Origin of the sequence: Methylopila turkensis (assembly GCF_027922325.1) — a bacterium.
In the GTDB taxonomy this organism is placed as follows: domain Bacteria; phylum Pseudomonadota; class Alphaproteobacteria; order Rhizobiales; family Methylopilaceae; genus Methylopila; species Methylopila turkensis.
In genome coordinates this window covers 475,210-491,452 of the sequence record NZ_BSFL01000003.1, presented here as the reverse complement: position 1 = coordinate 491,452, position 16,243 = coordinate 475,210, and the positions used below count along the sequence as shown (strand labels likewise).

Genomic DNA, 16,243 nt, shown 5'->3' with positions numbered 1-16,243 from the left:
CATGGTTTCCAGAGCGTTTACGCGCTGCGTTTCAGCCGGGCTCGGACGAGTTCGCGCATGCGCTCGATCGCGCCGGGACGCCGCCCGCCGTCGATCGGGGAGAGCGGGACGGTCTCGGGTTCGTCCTCGTCGTCCTGGTCCTCGATGCGCAGAGCCGCGCGCGTGACGCGTCCGTCGTCGATGCCGCGCACGACGAGGGTCGCCGGACCGAACTCCGCGACGTCGCCGACGGCGGGCTCATGCTCGAACCGCCGGTCGAACGCCTCTGCGACGGTCAGGTGGGAATCCCCCGGCTCCACCTTCAGGCCGTAGAGATCCGCGATCTCCGACAGCGCCGTGTCGCCGCGGAGCGCGAACTCACCGAGCGCCGGCCGCGCGCGGCCGGCGTCGGTCGAGGCGAACAGGCCGTCGAGTTCGGCGACCCGATTGTGCGGCGCGAGAAAATAGCCGTAGTCGCCCGGCTTCAGCCCGACCGCCTGCACGGGATCGAGAATCTTGTCGTCGCGCACGACGAAGACCGGCGTCGCCCATTTCGGCACGGCGTCGCGCGCGAGAATCGGGCAGCGCGGCGTCACCGCGTAGCCGACCATCTCCTGCGCGAGCTGCCCCGGCAGGTCGATCTCGATGCGATGGACGGAGCGGGTCGCCTGGCGCACCGCCAGACCGAGCCGCTTGGCGAGCCCGGTGATCGTCCAGCCCTGCACCAGCAGCGACACGATGACGACGACGAAGGCGACGTTGAAATAGATCTGCGCGTTGGGCGCTCCGGCGAGCGTCGGGATCGCCGCGAGGAAGATCGACACCGCGCCGCGCAGGCCGACCCAGCCGACGAAGCCGATCTCCTTGCGGGAGAAGCCGAACGGCAGCAGGCACAGGGCGACCGCGACCGGGCGCGCGACGAAGATCAGGGCCGCGGCGATCGCGAGCGAGGCGCCGAGCGACGGCAGCAACTGAGACGGCGTCACCAGCAGCCCGAGCACGATGAACATCACGATCTGGCACAGCCAGGTGATGGTGTCGTGGAACGCGACGATCGCCGGCAGCGCACGCACCTGCCGGTTGCCGACGATGATTCCGGCGAGATAGACGGCGAGGAAGCCGGAGCCGTGGAGCACCGCCGACAGCGCGAACAGCGCCACGACGCTCGCCACCACGAACAGCGGATGCAGGCCGGAAGGCAGGTCGACGCGGTTGAGCAGGAACGCGAGCGCGAATCCGCCCGCGACGCCCGCGGCGCCGCCGATGACCGCCTCCTGCAGGAAGCGCCCGACGATTGGGAGGCCGCCCTCCCCGGCGCCGGCGGTGACCAAGCCGACCAGCATGACGGTGAGGAAGACGGCGATCGGATCGTTGGTGCTGGACTCGACTTCGAGAACGGCGCCGACGCGGCGCTGAAGCTGGAGGCCGCTGGCGCGGATCAGGAAGAACACCGCCGCGGCGTCGGTGGAGGCGATGGTCGCGCCGATCAGCAGCCCTTCGATCAGGCGCAGGTCCAGCGCCCAGGCGGCAAAGGCGCCGATCAGCCCGCTCGTCAGCACCACGCCCGCTGTCGCCAGCGTGATCGCCGGCGCCAGCGCGCCGCCAAGATGCGCGATCCGGGTCCGGAGGCCGCCGTCGAACAGGATGATGGCGAGCGAGATCGAGCCGATCAGATAGGTCAGGCGGTAGTTGTCGAACGCGACGCCGCCGGGGCCGTCCTGCCCCGTCAGCATGCCGATCACGAGGAAGACGAGCAGCAGCGGCGCGCCGAACCGCGACGCGACCAGCGACGACAGAATCCCCACAAGCATCAACGCGGCTCCGAAGAGCAGGATCGCGTTGACGACCGTGATGCTGTCCATGCGGGTGGAATCGTCGCGAGCCGCAGCGTGTCGGTCTCGCGACGGACGACCGCGCGAGGCCCGGCGCCGAAGCGGCGGAGGAAGGAGGCTGCACGTTCCCCGACGATTGCCGCGAGATCAAGGCGCAACGTCGCCGCGGGCCAAACACGGCGACGCTTGGGCGTCAGGCCTCGTGGCGATCCGCTTCCGCCGTCTCGATGCTGCGGAGGATTTCAAGCGGCGAGAACGGCTTTGCGACCAGCGCCGAGCCCTTCAGGCAGGGCGGCGCGTCCGCCATGCCGGCGCCGGTCACGAAGGTAAAAGGCACTTTTCGCGTCTGCAGCGTGATCGCGAGCTCGTAGGTCTTGCCGTCCGTGACGTCGATGTCGAGGAAGGCGAGGTCGAGTTCGCGTTCGACCGCGAGCAGGGCCTCGCGCACGGACATCGCCGTGACGATCTCGGCCGACGGTCGGATCTGAAGCACTATGGCCTCGATCTCCATCGCGATTATGGGTTCGTCTTCGACGATGAGCACCCGCATGACGCGCCGAGACTCCAGCGGTCCGTACGCCGACCGCCGGGGTTAAGCGTTCGGAGCGGGCTAAGGTTCCCGGCTCATTCGGCCACCCGCGGCAGGAACTCCGCGCCGCGTTCGGACAGGAAAGCGTTCATCGCGGTCGCCGGCGGCGTCAGTCGTTTGCCGGCGCGGCGGACGACGTACCATTGCCGGATGATCGGCAGACCGATCACGTCGAGCGGGACGACCCGGCCGTCGGCGATCTCGGCCGCGACGGTGTGGGCGGAGATGAAGGCGAGGCCGAGCCCCGCGATCACCGCCTGCTTGATGGTCTCGTTGGAGTTGATCTCCATGCCGATCCGCGGCTTCACCCCGTCCTGCTCGAACAGGCGCTCCATCAGGCCGCGGGTGCCGGAGCCCTGCTCGCGCATGAGGAAGGTGTGCCCGGTCAGCGCCGTCACGGGCATGCGCTTGCGCGCGGCGAGCGGATGGCCCGGCGGGGCGATGACTAGGTGCGGATGGTCGCCGATCACCACCTGGTCGGTGTCGAGGTCCTCGGGCGGGCGGCCCATGATCGCGACGTCGGCCGCGTCGCCGCGCAACAGCTCGATCACCTCGGCGCGGTTGCCGACCGAAAGGCTGACGTCGACGCCGGGATGGGTCCGAGCGAAGGCCGCCAGCGCCATGGGCGCGAAGTACTTCGCGGTGGAGACCACGGCGACGCCCACCCGCCCGCCGTCGAGCCCCTTCATCGCCTCAAGGGCGGCGACGCAGTCGCGGAGCGCGCTCTCGATGGTCGCGACCGCGGCCGCGACCTCCCGGCCGGCGTCAGTCGGCCGGAAGCGGTCGCCGCTGCGGTCAAGCAGGGGAAGGCCGAGCGCCGCCTCCAGAAGCTGGACCTGCATAGTGACGGCCGGGGGCGTGACCGTCAGCCGGCGCGCGGCCGCGCTCACGGAACCGGTGTCGGCCACCGCCGCCAGAGCGCGGAGCTGTTTCAGCGTCAGGGACCGGAGCAGATTTTCAGACATGCTGAAATCAGCATTTAGGTTGTTCGATAAGTCTGGGCAATCACGCTACGACGATCTGCTTGATTTGAACGCGCCGTTCTGGCCTGTGCCACAGATGCGGCCCGGTGCAGAATGGTCGGGCGCGACGGACGCAAAACGGGAATGACGCCAGTGAGTGACGACACGACCCTCGACGCCTACCTCGCCGCCTGGGCCGCGAACGATCCGACTCGCGAGGCCGTCGCCCGCACGATCGGCGCGCTGACCGAGGCCGGCGTCGCGATCGCCGAGATCGTGGGGCGCGGGGCGCTGGAGGGCGCGATGGCGGCCCAGACCGACGCGACCAACGCCGGCGGCGACGCCCAGAAGGCGCTCGACGTCCGCACCCACGACATCACCGTCGACATTCTGAAGGACTCGCCCGTCGCCCGCATCGGCTCGGAAGAGGCGGAAGACGAGGTGGTCTTCGACGACGGCCGCCCGCTCGTGGTGGCGATCGACCCGCTCGACGGCTCGTCCAACATCGAGACAAACGTGTCGATCGGCACGCTGTTCGGCATCCTGCCGAACGTCGGCGACGCCTCGTTCACGCAGCCCGGGACCAACCAGCTCGCGGCCGGATTCATCGTCTACGGCCCGGCGACCGCGCTGGTGCTCACCGTTGGCGAAGGCGCGCACGCCTTCATGCTGGACCGCGCCTCCGGCCGCTTCATCCGCACCCATGCGGACATCAAGATCCCGCCGCAGACCAAGGAATACGCCATCAACGCCTCGAACCAGCGCCACTGGGACGACGCGATCCAGGCCTATGTGGCGGACTGCCTCGCCGGCGCCGAAGGGCCGCGCGAGAAGAACTTCAACATGCGCTGGGTGGGATCGCTGGTCGCCGACGTGTTCCGCATTCTCGTGCGCGGCGGCGTCTACCTCTATCCGGGCGACGCGCGCCAGGGCTACGGCTCCGGCCGGCTGCGCCTCGTCTACGAGTGCAACCCGATCGCCTTCGTGTGCGAGCAGGCCGGCGGCGCCGCGACCGACGGCCAGCGCCGCATCCTCGAGATCGAGCCGGCCTCGCTCCACGTGCGCTCGCCGCTGCTCTGCGGCTCGATCGAGGAGATCGAGCGCGTCGGCCGCTACTACGCCGACCCGCCGCGCCGTTCGCCGCTGTTCGCCAAGCGCGGGCTGTTCCTCGCGTGACCCTCGCGGGCTGAGGGGCGATGTCGACCCGCCACCCGATCATCTCGGTCACCGGATCCTCCGGCGCCGGCACCACCTCGGTGCGGGCGACGTTCGAACAGATCTTCCGGCGGGAGCACATCACGCCCGCCTTCATTCAGGGCGACGCGTTCCACAAATTCGACCGCGCCGGCATGAAGCGGCGGGCGCGGGAGGCGGAGGCCGCCGGCGACCACCACTTCAGCCATTTCGGCCATGAGGCGAACCTGCTCGAGGACCTCGAACAGACCTTCGCCACCTACGCCGCCACCGGCCAGGGCCGCAGCCGAAACTACATCCACGACGCCGCCGAGGCGGAGCGCTACGGGGCACCCATAGGCTCTTTCACAGACTGGGAGGACCTGCCCTCCCCGACCGACCTGCTGTTCTATGAGGGCCTGCACGGCGCCGTCATCGCCGACGGCGTCGACACCGCGCGCTTCGCCGACCTCAAGATCGGGGTGGTGCCGGTCATCAATCTCGAATGGATCCAGAAGATCCACCGCGACCGCAGCGAGCGCGGCTATTCCGCCGCCGACGTCACCGAGACGATCCTGCGGCGCATGCCGGACTACGTGAAGTACATCTGCCCGCAGTACACCGCGACCGACATCAACTTCCAGCGCATCCCGACCGTCGACACCTCGAACCCGTTCATCGCGCGGGCGATCCCAACCGCGGACGAATCCATGGTGGTGATCCGCTTCCGCGATCCGCACGGCATCGATTTTCCGTATCTGCTGTCGATGGTGCCGAACAGCTTCATGTCGCGCGCCAACTCGATCGTCATTCCCGGCGGCAAGCTCGATCTCGCGATGCAGCTCATCCTGACGCCCATGATCCTCAGTCTGGTGGAGAAGCGGCGCCGGGCGCTCGCGGGCGGCTGAACCGGCGGCCTGCGCGTTCGGTCTGTACGCCGGCGCGGTTGCGGTCTACAGGAATGCCGCGCCGCAGCAATCGCATGGTTCCAAGCATGTCCGTCCTCATCGCGCCCTCCATTCTCGCCTCGGACTTCTCCCGTCTCGGCGAAGAGACCCGCGACGCGATCGAGGCCGGCGCCGACTGGGTGCATCTCGACGTGATGGACGGCCATTTCGTGCCGAACATCACCTTCGGCCCCGATGTGGTGAAGCGGCTTCGGCCCTGGACCGACGCCACGTTCGACTGCCATCTGATGATCGCGCCCGCGGATCCCTATCTCGAAGCCTTCGCCAAGGCCGGCTGCGACGTGATCACGGTGCACGCCGAAGCCGGGCCGCACCTCGACCGCTCGCTGCAGTTCATCCGTTCGCTCGGCAAGAAGGCGGGCGTCGCGATCAACCCCGGCACGCCGGAAAGCGCGATCGAATACGTGCTCGACAAGATCGACCTCATCTGCGTGATGACGGTTAATCCGGGCTTCGGCGGGCAGGCCTTCATCCCCGGCATGATCGCGAAGATCGAGCGGCTGAAGGCGATGGTCGGCGACCGGCCGATCCACATCGAGATCGACGGCGGCGTCACGCCGGAGACGGCGGGCGCCTGCGTGACGGCCGGCGCGGACGTGCTGGTGGCGGGCTCGGCCGTGTTCAAGAACGGCCGAAACGCCTACGCCGGCAACATCGCCGCCCTACGCGCGGCGGCCGACGCGGCGCTCGGCTGACATGCCGCTCGAGGCGGTCATCTTCGACGTCGACGGCACGCTGGCCGAGACGGAGGAGACGCACCGCCGGGCGCTGAACGAGACCTTCGCAGCCTTCGGCCTGCCTTGGTTCTGGGACCAGCCGACCTACCGCCGCCTGTTGCGGGTCATGGGCGGCAAGGAGCGGCTTCGCCACTTCATCGAGCATGACCGGCCGGAGCGCGCCGACGCCGCGCTCGCCCGGCTCGACGAGATCCACGCCGCGAAGAACGCCCGCTACGGCGCCATGGCGCGCGCCGGCTCGGTCCGGCTCCGACCCGGCGTGGCGCGGCTGATCGCCGAGGCGCGGGCGGCGAAGCTCAGGCTCGCGATCGCCACCACCACCAGCCTGCCCAACGTCGAGGCGCTGCTGGTCTCGACGCTTGGACCCGGCGCGACGGAGCTGTTCGAGGCGATCGCGGCCGGCGACTCGGCGCCGGCGAAGAAGCCCGCGCCCGACATCTTTCTCCTCGCGCTCGAGCGTCTTGCGCTTGACCCGGCGCGCGCGGTCGCGATCGAGGACACGGCCGAAGGGCTCCGGGCCGCGAAGGCCGCCGGCCTCGCCACCCTGGTCACGCCGAGCTTCTACAGCGAGGGCCAGGACGTCGGCGCGGCCGACGCGGTGTTCTCCTCGCTCGGCGAGCCCGACGCCCCGGCGCGGCACATCGCCGGCAAGGGCGCCGGCCGCTCGCTCGTGACCGTCGATCTGCTGAAATCCCTCGCGCCGAGCTGAAGGCTTTTCGGACGCACGGAATTTGTTCCGGCGGCCGCGAAGGGAACCGCGTCCGCCGTCGTGAAAGGCCCGCCGACCATCCCCGCCTGTCGCCTCCGCGCGACTGCCCGAGGCGCGGGGTTGTGGCATGAAGGGCGTGACGACGCCCAAGCACGAGATCGGCATTTGCGCAGCATTCCACCTGTCACGAAGCTCGCCGCGGCGCTTGGCGCGACGCTCGCCCTCTCGGGCTGCGCGGACGGCTGGAGCCGGCCCGCGCTCGGGATCGACGCGCCTGCGCGCTGGAAGGACGATCGCGGCGCGCGAGCCGTCTGGCCTGCGGCCGACTGGTGGCGCGGCTTCGGCTCCTCGGAGCTGACGTCGCTGATCCAGACCGCGGAGCGCGAGAACCAGGACATCGACGCCGCCAAGGCGCGCATCGAGCAGGCCGACGCCCAGGTGCGCATCAATGGCGCGTCGCTGATCCCGTTCCTGCAGGCGACAGGCGACACCCAGCTGCAGAAGTCATCCGGCCCAGGAGCGCGCGCGGTCGGCGGATTTCAGACTGCCGCCTCCGCCAGCTACGAGCTCGATTTCTGGGGCCGGAACCGCGCGACCGTGCGTTCGGCGCAGGCCTCAGCCGTCTCCGCCCGTTTCGCCGAGGAGGTGGTGGCGCTCGGCGTGGTGACCAGCGTCGCCAACACCTATTTCGCGCTGATGGCGGCGCAGGAGCGCCTCGCCATCGCCCACAGCAACGTCCGCAGCGCCCAGACCATCTTCGACGCCATCCAGGCGCGGCTTGACGTCGGCACCGCGAACGCGCTCGACCGCGCCCAGCAGCGCAGCGTGCTCGACCAGCAGAAAGCGACGATCCCCGAGATCGAGCAGGAGATCCGCACCAACGAGACCGCCATCGCCCTGCTGCTCGGGCGCCCGCCGGTCCGTGTGGACATCAAGGGCGGACGGCTCGCGAGCCTCAGGACGCCGAAGGTCGCGCCGGGCATCCCGGCCGCCGTGCTCGCCCGCCGGCCCGACGTGCGCGAGGCGGAGGCGAACCTCGCCGCGACCGACAACGACGTCACCTCCGCCCGCGCCGCCTTCCTGCCGGCGATCAACCTCACCGCGCAGGGCGGCTTCGAGAGCGTGGCGCTGCGCTCGCTGTTCGGCTCGCAGTCGACGTTCTACTCGCTCGGCGCCGGGCTGACCCAGCCTCTGCTCGACGCCTCGCTGCCGGGCAACCTCGACCTCGCCACCGGCCGCTACCGCGAGAACCTGATCGCCTATCGCCGGGCCGCCGTGCAGTCCTTCGTGGACGTGGAGAACGCCCTGATCGCGGTGCGCAAGACCGCCGAGCAGGAGCGGCTGCAGCAGGCGGCCGTGAAAAGCGCCCGCGAGGCCTATGACATCGTGCAGGCGCAGCTCCGCGAAGGCGCGGTCGACGTCACCACCGTGCTCGCGGTCCAGCAGACGCTGTTCTCCGCGCAGGATCAGCTCGTCGCGGTGCGGCTGGCGCGGTTCCAGGCCTCGGTCTCGCTGTTCGAGGCGCTTGGCGGCGGCTGGGCGGCCTCGGGCAAGCCCGCCGGCGGCGATCCGCTGGTCCTTGCCAAGTCGGTCGGAGGCGCCGCCAAATGAAACGGCTTCTCCTGACGCTCTTCGCGGCCGCGCTCGGCGTCGTGGCTTGGATGTACTGGCCCCAGCTCACGACGCTGATCGGCGGCGGCACGGGCGAACAGCAGCAGGAGGTGCGCCGCGGCGGCCGGCGCGGCGGCGGCTTCGGCGACCAGCCGACCCCCGTCATCGCGGTCGCCGCGAAGCAGGAGGACGTGCCGGTCACGCTCGAAGGCGTCGGCACGTTCCAGGCGCTCAACACCGTCACGGTGCGCCCGCAGGTCGAGGGCATCCTGATCTCGGTGAATTTTCGCGAGGGCCAGGACGTCGCGGCCGGCGACACGCTCGCCCGCATCGATCCCGCCACCTATCAGGCGCAGTACGATCAAGCGGTCGCCCAGAAGGCGCAGTTCGAGGCGCAGCTCGCCAACGCCCGACGCGACTTCGAGCGCTACGAGCGGCTGGCGAAGAACGATTACGGCTCGCAGCAGCAGGCCGAGACCGCGCGCGCGACCGTGGCCCAGCTCGAGGCGCAGGTGCGCTACTACGCGGCCACCATCGATCAGGCCAAGGCCACGCTCGACCGCACCGTGGTGCGCGCGCCGATCGCCGGCCGCACCGGCGTGCGCGGCGTCGACCAGGGCAACTACGTCACCGCCGGCGAGACGACCGGCATCGTCACCATCACCCAGCTCAAGCCGATCTCGGCGAGCTTCACCCTGCCGCAGCAGAACATCGCCGCGGTGACGCGGGCGCTGGCGCGCGGCCCCGTCCCCGTGGTCGCGCTCGCCGACGACGGCTCCGCGGCGCTCGACGCGGGCAAGCTCGACGTCATCGACAACCAGGTCGACCAGGCCACCGGCACGGTGCGGCTCAAGGCGACGTTCCCGAACGCCGAGCTCGCGCTGTGGCCGGGCCAGTTCACCACCGTGCGCCTGACGGTCGACACGCTGAAGGACGCGGTGACGACGCCCGGGGCCGCTGTCCAGCAGGGGCCGGACGGACCGTTCGTGTTCGTGGTGCAGGAGGACCAGACGGTCGCGCAGCGCCCGGTGAAGATCGCGCGCCAGACCGCGGAGCTCGCCGTCATCGGCGACGGGCTGAAAGCCGGCGAGACGGTGGTGACGACCGGCTTCACGCGCCTTCGCGACGGCGCCAAGGTCGCGGTCGCGGCGCCGGACGGCGCCCCCGTCGGCGCGACGCCCGATGAAAGGCCGCGGCGGCGCGCCGACCAGCGCGGCGATGGGGCCAGCGCGCCGCAATGACCGCGCCGGCCGCCCCCTCGCGTCCAACCCGCCTGCGCCGATGAACATCTCGGCGCCCTTCATCTCCCGCCCGGTCGCGACGACGCTGCTCGCGATCGCCGTGCTGCTCGCAGGGCTGCTCGGCTACTGGAAGCTGCCGGTTTCGTCCCTGCCGCAGGTCGACTTCCCGACCATCCAGGTCTCCACCCGGCTGCCGGGCGCCAATCCGCGGACCATGGCCGCGCTGGTGACGGCGCCGCTGGAGCGGCAGCTCGGGCAGATCCCGTCGCTGAGCGCGATGACCTCGACGAGTTCGTTCGGGCGCAGCCAGATCACGCTCCGCTTCGATCTCGACCGCGACATCGACGGCGCGGCGCAGGACGTGCAGGCCGCGATCAACGCGGCGAACTCGACGCTGCCGCGCGACCTGCCCTACCCCCCGACCTTCTCGAAGGTGAACCCCGCCAACACGCCGGTGCTCACCATTGCGCTGACCTCGCCGACGATTCCGATGCGGGAGGTGTCCGACCTCGCGGACACGCTGGTGGCGCAGCGGCTTGCGGAGGTGGTCGGCGTCGGCCGGGTCACGGTGGGCGGCGGCGTCAAGCCGGCGATCCGCGTGCAGGCGGACATTCCCCGGCTCGCCGCCTACGGGCTCAGCCTCGAGACCATCCGGACCGCGATCACCGCCGCCAACACCTCCGGGCCGAAGGGTTCGATCGACGGCGTGCGGCAGTCCTTCACCATCTCCGCCAACGACCAGATCGAGACCGCCGAGGCCTACCGCAAGATCGTGATCGCGACCACGAACGGGGCGCCTGTGCGGCTGCGCGACGTGGCCGAAGTCGTGAACGGGCTCGAGGACGTCAATGTCGCGGCGAGTTTCAACGGCCGCCCGGCGATCGTCATCGACGTGCTGCGTCAGCCCGGCGCCAACACGGTCGCGACGGTCGAGTCGCTGCGCCGCGCCCTGCCCGAGCTTCAGCGCGCCATGCCGGCCGGCGTCCAGCTCGACGTGGTCGACGACCGCACGGACACCATCCGCGCCTCGATCCACGAGGTCGAGATCACGCTCGGCCTGTCGGTCGCGCTGATCGTGCTGGTGGTGCTCGTGTTCCTGCGCACCTTCCGCGCCACGCTGATCGCGGGCGTCGCGCTGCCGCTGTCGCTGGTGGCGAGCTTCGCGGTGATGTGGGCGTTCGGCTTCTCGCTCGACAACCTGTCGCTGATGGCGCTCGTGGTCGGCGCCGGCTTCGTGGTCGACGACGCCATCGTCATGATCGAGAACATCGCCCGCCACATCGAGGAAGGCGCCTCGCCGATGAAGGCGGCCTATGACGGCGCGCGCGAGATCGGCTTCACGATCGTGTCGCTCACCGCCTCGCTGATCGCGGTGTTCATCCCGCTGCTGTTCATGAGCGGGCTGATCGGCCGGGTGTTCCGGGAGTTCGCCGCGACGCTGACCATCGCCGTGATCGTCTCGATGGTGATCTCGCTGACGCTGACGCCGATGATGTGCGCGCGCCTGCTGAAGCCCCATGCGCCCGGCGGCGAAGGCTCCCGCCTCGGCCGCGCCGCCGAACGGACGACGACCTGGGTGGTCGAGCGCTACAAGGCCTCGCTGCGGGTCGTGCTGCGCCATCAGGGGCTCACCCTGCTCGCCACGCTGGCGACCCTGCTCGCGACCGGCTGGCTCTACGTGATCGCCCCGAAGGGCTTCCTGCCGGAGCAGGACGCCGGCCTGATCACCGCCACCATGGAGGCTGGCCAGGACGTCTCCTTTGTCGAGCTGCAGCGCCTCGACGGCGCGGTGGTCGCCGCGGTGCGGGAGGACCCGGCCGTGCGCTCGGTGGTCTCCGTGCTCGGGGTCGGCGAGCAGACGCCGACGCCGAACGCGGGCCGGCTGTCGATCGTGCTCCAGCCCCACGACGAGCGCGACGCCGACGCCGCGGCGATCATCTCGCGGCTGCAGGAGGCGGTGCGGCCGATCGCCGGCGTCTCCGTCGTGTTCCAGGCGGTGCAGGATCTGCAGATCAGCACGCGCGCCAGCCGCGCCCGCTACCAGTACACGCTGACCGACTCCGACGCGAAGGAGCTGGCGCGGCAGGCGGCGCGCCTCGTCGAGCGGCTGCAGGCGGAGCCGAGCCTGCGCAACGTCGGCTCGGACGCTCGCCCCGGCGGCCTGCAGGCGCGGGTCGCGATCGACCGGCTCGACGCCGGCCGTCTCGGGGTCACGGCCCAGGCGGTCGCGGACGCGCTGCACGACGCCTTCGGCCAGCGCCAGATCTCGACGATCTACGGCCAGTCGAACCAGTACCGCGTCATTCTGGAGGCGGCGCCGCACCAGCAGAAGGACCCGGCCGCGATCGGGCGTCTCTACGTCGCGACCAGCTCCGGCGCGCAGGCGCCGCTCTCCGCGGTCGCACGGGTGACGCTCGAGCCCGCCGACCTGCTGGTCGCGAACGAGGAGCAATTCCCCGCGATCACGATCTCCTTCGACCTCGCGCCCGAAGCCTCGCTGAGCGAAGCGGTCGCGGCGATCGAGCGAGCCGAGGCCGACATCGCGCTGCCGCAGACGGTCGTCGGCAAGTTTTCGGGCGACGCGGCCGAGTTCGCGGAATCGCTCGCCGGCCAGCCCTGGCTCGTGCTGGCCGCGATCATCGCGATCTACATCGTGCTGGGCGTGCTCTACGAGAGCTTCGTCCACCCGTTCACGATCCTCTCCACCCTGCCCTCCGCCGGCGTCGGCGCGCTGATCGCGCTCGAGCTGTTCCGGCTCGACCTCTCGGTGATCGCGCTGATCGGCATCATCCTGCTGATGGGCATCGTGAAGAAGAACGCGATCATGATGATCGACTTCGCGCTGGAGGCGGAGCGCACGCGCGGCCTGTCGCCGGAGGAGTCGATCTTCGAGGCGGCGGCCTTGCGCTTCCGGCCGATCATGATGACGACGCTCGCCGCGCTGCTCGGCGCCCTGCCGCTCGCGCTCGCGACGGGACCGGGCGCCGAGCTGCGCATCCCGCTCGGCGTCACCATCATAGGCGGCCTGATCCTCAGCCAGCTTTTGACGCTCTACACCACGCCCGTGGTCTACCTCGCCATGGAGCGCCTGCGCGCCGCGGTGACGGGAGACCGCCGCCCGGCCCCTGCGGCGGAGCCGGCGGAATGAACGGGCAACAACAACAAGCGCCGCGTCGTCCTTGGGCTCGACCGGAGGACCCATCGGCGACGTGGCGCTCGACGTCGGACACGGATGGTCCGGTCAAGCCGGACCATGACGGGCTTCGTCTCAATCCTTGCGCGCGATCGCCGGGAGAGACATAGCCATGTCCTTCTCCGACCCCTTCATCCGCCGGCCGGTCGGGACCACGCTGCTCGCGATCGCGCTGCTGCTGATCGGCTTCGCGGCCTATGTCCGGCTGCCGGTCGCGAGCCTGCCGAACGTCGAGTTTCCCGTCATCTTCGTGCAGGCGAGCCGGCCGGGCGCCGATCCCTCGATCATGGCGGCGACGGTCGCGGCTCCGCTTGAACGCTCGCTCGGCGCCATCGCCGGCGTGACGGAGCTGACCTCGGTGTCATCGCTGGGCTCGGCGCGGATCGCCATCCAGTTCGACCTCGGCCGCAACATCGACGACGCCGCCCGCGACGTGCAGGCCGCGCTCAGCGCGGCGGCGGTCGACCTGCCGTCCGACATGCCGAGCGAGCCGACCTTCCGGAAGATCAACCCCGCCGCCTCGCCGGTGATGGTGCTCGCCCTCACCTCCGACACGCTGCCGGCGAGCCGCATCTACGACGCCGCCGACACCGTGCTGGTGCAGCGGCTCAGCCAGGTCGCGGGCGTCGGCGAGGCGAGCGCCGCCGGCGCCGAACAGCCGGCGGTGCGGGTGCGGCTCGATACGGTGCGGCTCGCCGCCATGGGGCTTTCGGTCGACGACGTCCGCGCGGCAATCGCGAGCGCCAACGTGCTGTCGCCGGTGGGCTCGATCGACAGCGACGACCGCTCGATGGCGATCGCCTTCGACGGCGAGCTCGGCGCCTCGCCCGCGCGCTACCGGGACATCGTGGTGCGGATGGCGAACGGCGCGGCGGTCCGGCTCGGCGACGTGGCGGAGGTCGCGGAGGGCACCCGCAACTCTTTGTCCGCCGGCTGGTACAACGGCAAGCCCGCCGTGCTGGTCTCGATCACCAAACAGCCCGACGCCAACGTGCTCGAGACGGTCGACGGCGTGAAGGCGATCCTGCCGGAGCTGTCGCGCTGGATACCCGCCGCGATCGACGTGACAGTGCTCGCCGACCGCACCACCACGATCCGCGCAAGCGTCGCCGACATGCGGCTCACGCTGCTGCTCTCGATCGCGCTGGTGATGCTGGTGGTGTTCGCCTTCCTGAAGCGCGCGGCCCCCACCTTCGCCGCGGCGGTCACGGTGCCGCTTTCGCTCGCCGGCGCCTTCGCCGGCATGTGGATCTGCGGCTTCTCGATCGACAACCTGTCGCTGATGGCGCTGGCGGTCGCGGTCGGCTTCGTGGTCGACGACGCCATCGTCATGATCGAGAACGCCTACCGCAACCTGGAGCGCGGCCTGTCGCCGATGGAGGCCGCCCTGGCGGGCGCCCGCGAGATCGCCTTCACCGTGATCGCGATCTCGGTCTCGCTCGCCGCCGCCTTCACGCCGCTGCTGTTCCTGCAGGGGCTCGCGGGGCGGATGTTCTTCGAGTTCTCGCTCACGCTGGTGTTCGCGATCGCGGTCTCGACCCTCGTGTCGCTCACCGTCGTTCCGATGATCTGCAGCCGCCTGCTGAAGGCCGAGCCGCCGCAGCGGGAAGGCCGGCGCGGCGTCGTCGCGCGCGTCGCCGACGCCTACGCCCGCTCGCTCGACATCGCGATGCGGGTTCCGTGGCTGATGGCGGCGCTCGTGGTCGCGGCCGTGATCTGGTCCGTCCATCTCTACATCGTCACGCCCAAGGGTTTCTTCCCGCAGGACGACACCGGCATGCTGCAGGCCTTCACCCAGGCCGCGCCGGACGTGTCGTTCGAGGCCATGTCGGCGCTCCAGCTCAAGGCGGCGGAGCTGATCGCGGCCGACCCCGCCGTCGAGTCGGTCGCGCCCTCGGTCGGCGGAGGCCGCAACTCCACCAATCAGGGCCGCATCCAGGTGGTGCTGAAGCCGCTCGACGAACGGCCGCCGGCGCGCGCGGTCATCGAGCGCCTGCGCAAGCCGCTGTCGGAGATTCCGGGCCTCAGGGTGTTCCTGAACGCCCAGCAGGAGATTCGCGCCGGGGCTCGCGAAGGCCGCTCCCAGTACCAGTTCACGCTGTGGTCCTCCGACATCGAGCTGCTGCAGCAGACCGCGCCGCGGGTGGTGCAGCGGCTGTCCCAGCTTACAGGCCTCCGCGACGTGGCGACCGACCGCGAGGCCAACGGCATCGAACTCCGGCTCGACATCGACCGGGACGCCGCGGCGCGCGTCGGCGTGACCATGAGCGCGATCGACGCGGCGCTGAACACCGCCTTCGCGCAGCGCCAGATCTCGGTGATCTACGGGACCCGCAACCAGTACCGCGTCGTGATCGAGGTCGCGCGGGACGCCGCGCGCGACCCCGGCGACGTGCTGAAGCTGCACGTGCCGACCGCGGACGGCCAACAGGTTCCGCTGTCGACGATCGCCTCGATGACGCGGCGCACGGCGCCGCTTCAGGTCAACCATCAGGGCCAGTACCCCGCGATCACCATCACCTACGACGTCGCGCCGAACGCCTCGGCCGGCGCCGCGACCGACGCGGTCTCCGCCGCGGTCGCGGAGATGCGGCTGCCGGACGGCGTCAACGCCGAGTTCGCCGGCAACGCCGCCGAGCTCGCGGCCGCGGCCCGCGACCAGCAGGTGACCATCCTGCTCGCGCTGGTGGCGATCTACATCGTGCTGGGCGTGCTCTACGAGAGCTACGTCCACCCCATTACGATCCTGTCGACCCTGCCGCCGGCTGGGCTGGGCGCGCTGATCGCGCTCCAGATCGCCGGCACCGACCTCAACCTGATCGCGTTGATCGGCATCATTCTGCTGATCGGGCTGGTGAAGAAAAACGGCATCATGCTGGTCGACTTCGCGCTCGAGGCCGAGCGCGCGCGGGGGCTGACGCCGCGCGCGGCGATCGTCGAGGCGGCGCGGGCGCGCTTTCGGCCGATCCTGATGACGACCTTCGCGGCGCTGCTGGGCGCGCTGCCGCTCGCCTTCGGCGAGGGGCCGGGATCGGAGCTGCGCCGGCCGCTGGGGATCACCATCGTTGGCGGGCTGATCGTGAGCCAGGCGCTGACGCTCTACACCACGCCCGCGATCTACCTGCTGCTCGACCGGCTGCGCCGGCGCCGCCCCGCAAGACCCGACGCCGCGCCTCAGCCGGCGGAATGACGCCAAGGCGTCATCCCGGACGGCCGGAGGCCGATCCGGGACCGTCCTCAGGATCGGAG

Annotated in this window: 11 protein-coding genes; 8 read left to right on the top strand and 3 right to left on the bottom strand. The window is 70.7% G+C overall.

The features are described 5' to 3' along the window. Positions 1-17 precede the first annotated feature (17 nt). The 3 genes from PKE78_RS13535 to PKE78_RS13525 all read right to left on the bottom strand — a co-directional run bounded on the left by PKE78_RS13535 (position 18) and on the right by PKE78_RS13525 (position 3,365). Positions 18-1,841 carry a potassium/proton antiporter gene (locus tag PKE78_RS13535; RefSeq protein ID WP_271201430.1) on the bottom strand — a complete coding sequence of 608 codons (1,824 nt, stop codon included), beginning with the start codon at positions 1,839-1,841 and terminating at the stop codon, positions 18-20. A gap of 163 nt (positions 1,842-2,004) precedes the next feature. Further along, positions 2,005-2,361 carry a response regulator gene (locus PKE78_RS13530; protein WP_271201429.1) on the bottom strand — a complete coding sequence of 119 codons (357 nt, stop codon included), beginning with the start codon at positions 2,359-2,361 and terminating at the stop codon, positions 2,005-2,007. A gap of 74 nt (positions 2,362-2,435) precedes the next feature. Continuing rightward, the gene (locus PKE78_RS13525) at positions 2,436-3,365 is read right to left on the bottom strand and encodes a LysR family transcriptional regulator (RefSeq protein ID WP_271201428.1); all 930 of its coding nucleotides are present in this window, start codon (positions 3,363-3,365) and stop codon (positions 2,436-2,438) included. 141 nt (positions 3,366-3,506) lie between these two features. On the opposite strand from PKE78_RS13525, the gene PKE78_RS13520 reads away from it, so the two are divergent. The 8 genes from PKE78_RS13520 to PKE78_RS13485 all read left to right on the top strand — a co-directional run bounded on the left by PKE78_RS13520 (position 3,507) and on the right by PKE78_RS13485 (position 16,184). Next, positions 3,507-4,538 (top strand): class 1 fructose-bisphosphatase, encoded by a 1,032-nt coding sequence (locus PKE78_RS13520; protein WP_271201427.1) that lies wholly within the window; start codon positions 3,507-3,509, stop codon positions 4,536-4,538. Between the two features lie 20 nt (positions 4,539-4,558). Beyond that, positions 4,559-5,443 carry a phosphoribulokinase gene (locus PKE78_RS13515; protein ID WP_271201426.1) on the top strand — a complete coding sequence of 295 codons (885 nt, stop codon included), beginning with the start codon at positions 4,559-4,561 and terminating at the stop codon, positions 5,441-5,443. 86 nt (positions 5,444-5,529) lie between these two features. Further along, positions 5,530-6,198: a ribulose-phosphate 3-epimerase gene (rpe, locus tag PKE78_RS13510; RefSeq protein WP_271201425.1), complete on the top strand. Its 669-nt coding sequence runs from the start codon at positions 5,530-5,532 to the stop codon at positions 6,196-6,198. A gap of 1 nt (position 6,199) precedes the next feature. After that, positions 6,200-6,949 carry an HAD-IA family hydrolase gene (locus tag PKE78_RS13505; protein WP_271201424.1) on the top strand — a complete coding sequence of 250 codons (750 nt, stop codon included), beginning with the start codon at positions 6,200-6,202 and terminating at the stop codon, positions 6,947-6,949. Between the two features lie 165 nt (positions 6,950-7,114). After that, positions 7,115-8,560, top strand: a complete 1,446-nt coding sequence (locus PKE78_RS13500) for an efflux transporter outer membrane subunit (protein ID WP_271201423.1) — start codon at positions 7,115-7,117, stop codon at positions 8,558-8,560. Further along, positions 8,557-9,801 (top strand): efflux RND transporter periplasmic adaptor subunit, encoded by a 1,245-nt coding sequence (locus PKE78_RS13495; protein WP_271201422.1) that lies wholly within the window; start codon positions 8,557-8,559, stop codon positions 9,799-9,801. The genes PKE78_RS13500 and PKE78_RS13495 overlap by 4 nt, the downstream gene beginning before the upstream one ends. A 40-nt stretch (positions 9,802-9,841) precedes the next feature. Beyond that, positions 9,842-12,949: an efflux RND transporter permease subunit gene (locus PKE78_RS13490; protein ID WP_271201421.1), complete on the top strand. Its 3,108-nt coding sequence runs from the start codon at positions 9,842-9,844 to the stop codon at positions 12,947-12,949. Positions 12,950-13,106: 157 nt separating this feature from the next. Further along, the gene (locus PKE78_RS13485; protein WP_271201420.1) at positions 13,107-16,184 is read left to right on the top strand and encodes an efflux RND transporter permease subunit; all 3,078 of its coding nucleotides are present in this window, start codon (positions 13,107-13,109) and stop codon (positions 16,182-16,184) included. Positions 16,185-16,243: the final 59 nt, after the last annotated feature.